General features: G+C 67.4%; 3 protein-coding genes. All 3 read right to left on the reverse strand.

Annotated elements, in window-relative coordinates; all coding sequences use genetic code 11:
• Nucleotides 1–44 precede the first annotated feature (44 nt).
• Entirely contained in the window at nt 45–665 is a 621-nt protein-coding gene (gene hisH, locus WA944_RS09590; RefSeq protein ID WP_370333410.1) for an imidazole glycerol phosphate synthase subunit HisH, read from the reverse strand.
• Complete coding sequence (gene hisB, locus WA944_RS09595) at nt 662–1,294, reverse strand: imidazoleglycerol-phosphate dehydratase HisB (protein WP_526646816.1); 633 nt, start codon at nt 1,292–1,294, stop codon at nt 662–664. The genes hisH and hisB overlap by 4 nt, the downstream gene beginning before the upstream one ends.
• A partial coding sequence (locus WA944_RS09600; RefSeq protein ID WP_526646818.1) for a pyridoxal phosphate-dependent aminotransferase occupies nt 1,291–1,920 on the reverse strand: 630 nt, incomplete at its 5' end. The genes WA944_RS09600 and hisB, both read right to left, overlap by 4 nt.

Consider the following 1,920-nt stretch of genomic DNA (forward strand, 5'->3'; position numbering starts at 1 on the left):
GATCAGCGTGGGGGTGGTCGCATTCACCGTGGCGTTCACGCTGGTCAATTTAGCGCCTTCATCCAGTTCGACAGCAGATGGGCACCGGCGTCACCGCTCTTCTCGGGGTGGAACTGGGTGGCCGACAACGGGCCGTTCTCGACCGCAGCCAGGAACGACACCTCGTGGGTCGCCCACGTCAGCAGCGCGTCGGGATCGCCTTCCCACAGCTGCGCGGCGTAGGAATGCACGAAGTAGAAGCGGGTGTCGGCATCCATCCCGTCGAACAGCACACTGCCGGTGGGAGCATCGACGACGTTCCATCCCATGTGCGGGATCACCGGGGCATCGAGCCGAACGACCGCGCCGGGCCACTGTCCGCAGCCGGTGGTCTCGATGCCGAACTCGACGCCGCGCGCGAACAGGATCTGCATGCCGACGCACACCCCGAGCACCGGGCGGCCGGCTGCCAGCCGGTCGGCGATGATCTTCTCCCCACCGATCTTCCGCAGCCCCGTCATGCACGACTCGAAGGCTCCCACGCCGGGCACCACGAGGCCGTCGGCGTCCATCGCCGCCGACGGGTCGGCGGACACCTCGACGTCGGCACCGACACGCTGCAACGCCCGTTGCGCCGAACGCAGGTTCCCCGATCCGTAATCCAGTACGACGAGTTTCTTTGTCACAGCGTGCCTTTGGTCGATGGCACACCCGAAACGCGGCCGTCGTACTCGACCGCCTGGCGTAGCGCGCGGGCCACCGCCTTGTACTGGGCCTCGGTGATGTGGTGGGGGTCGCGTCCGTAGAGCGTTCGCACATGCAGCGCGATCCGAGCGTTGAAGGCCAGCGATTCGAAGACGTGCCGGTTCACCACGGTGTGATATGGCGCGCTGGATCCGGCGATGGTGAACTCCACCATGTACTCCGGTTCACCGGTGTGCACGAAGTAGGGCCGCCCGGAGACGTCGACGGCGGCGTGGGCCAGCGTCTCGTCCATCGGGATGAACGCGTCGCCGAAGCGGCGAATCCCCGTCTTGTCGCCCAAGGCCTGCCCGAGGGCCTGACCGAGCACGATTGCGGTGTCCTCGATGGTGTGGTGGCCCTCGATCTCGATGTCACCGACGGCCTTGATCATCAGGTCGAAGCTGGCGTGGCTACCCAGCGAGGTGAGCATGTGGTCGAAGAACGGCACCCCGGTCTCGACGCTGACCTTGCCGGTGCCGTCGAGGTCGAGCTCGACGACGATGTCGGACTCGCTGGTCTTGCGTTCGATCCTGGCGCGACGGGTGGCGCGGACGGGTTCGGGGTGTGTCACGGTGCTCCTATTCGGGCGCTGGCGGCCAGCAGCGCGTCGTTCTCGTGGGCCAGGCCGATGGTGGTGCGCAGGTATCCGGGGATCCCGACGTCGCGGATCAGCACGCCGTCGTCGAGGTAGCGCTGCCAGGTGGCGGGTGCGTCGGCGAACTCGCCGAACAGCACGAAGTTCGCGTCGCTGGGGATCACCCGGAAACCCATGGCGGTCAATGCCTCCGACACCCGGTGGCGTTCGGCGATCAGCGTCGCGACGCTTCCCAGCGTGTCGTCGGCGTGGCGCAGTGCCGCCCGGGCCGCGGCCTGGGTCACCGACGACAGGTGGTAGGGCAACCGCACCAGCAGCATCGCGTCGATGACGGCCGGCGCCGCGATCAGGTACCCGAGCCGGCCCCCGGCGAAGGCGAACGCCTTGCTCATGGTGCGGGTGACGACGAGCCTGGCCGGATACTCGTCGAGCAGGCCGACGGCGCTGGGCTGGGAGGAGAATTCGCCGTACGCCTCGTCGACGATCATGACGCCGCCGTTCATGGCGTCGAGCAGTTGGCGCAGATCATCGGTGGAGACGCTCTGCCCCGACGGGTTGTTGGGACTGGCGACGAACACGATGTCGGGGTTGTGCTCCTTGAT

This window comes from Mycobacterium sp., from assembly GCF_049683355.1.
Taxonomy (GTDB): Bacteria; Actinomycetota; Actinomycetes; order Mycobacteriales; family Mycobacteriaceae; genus Mycobacterium.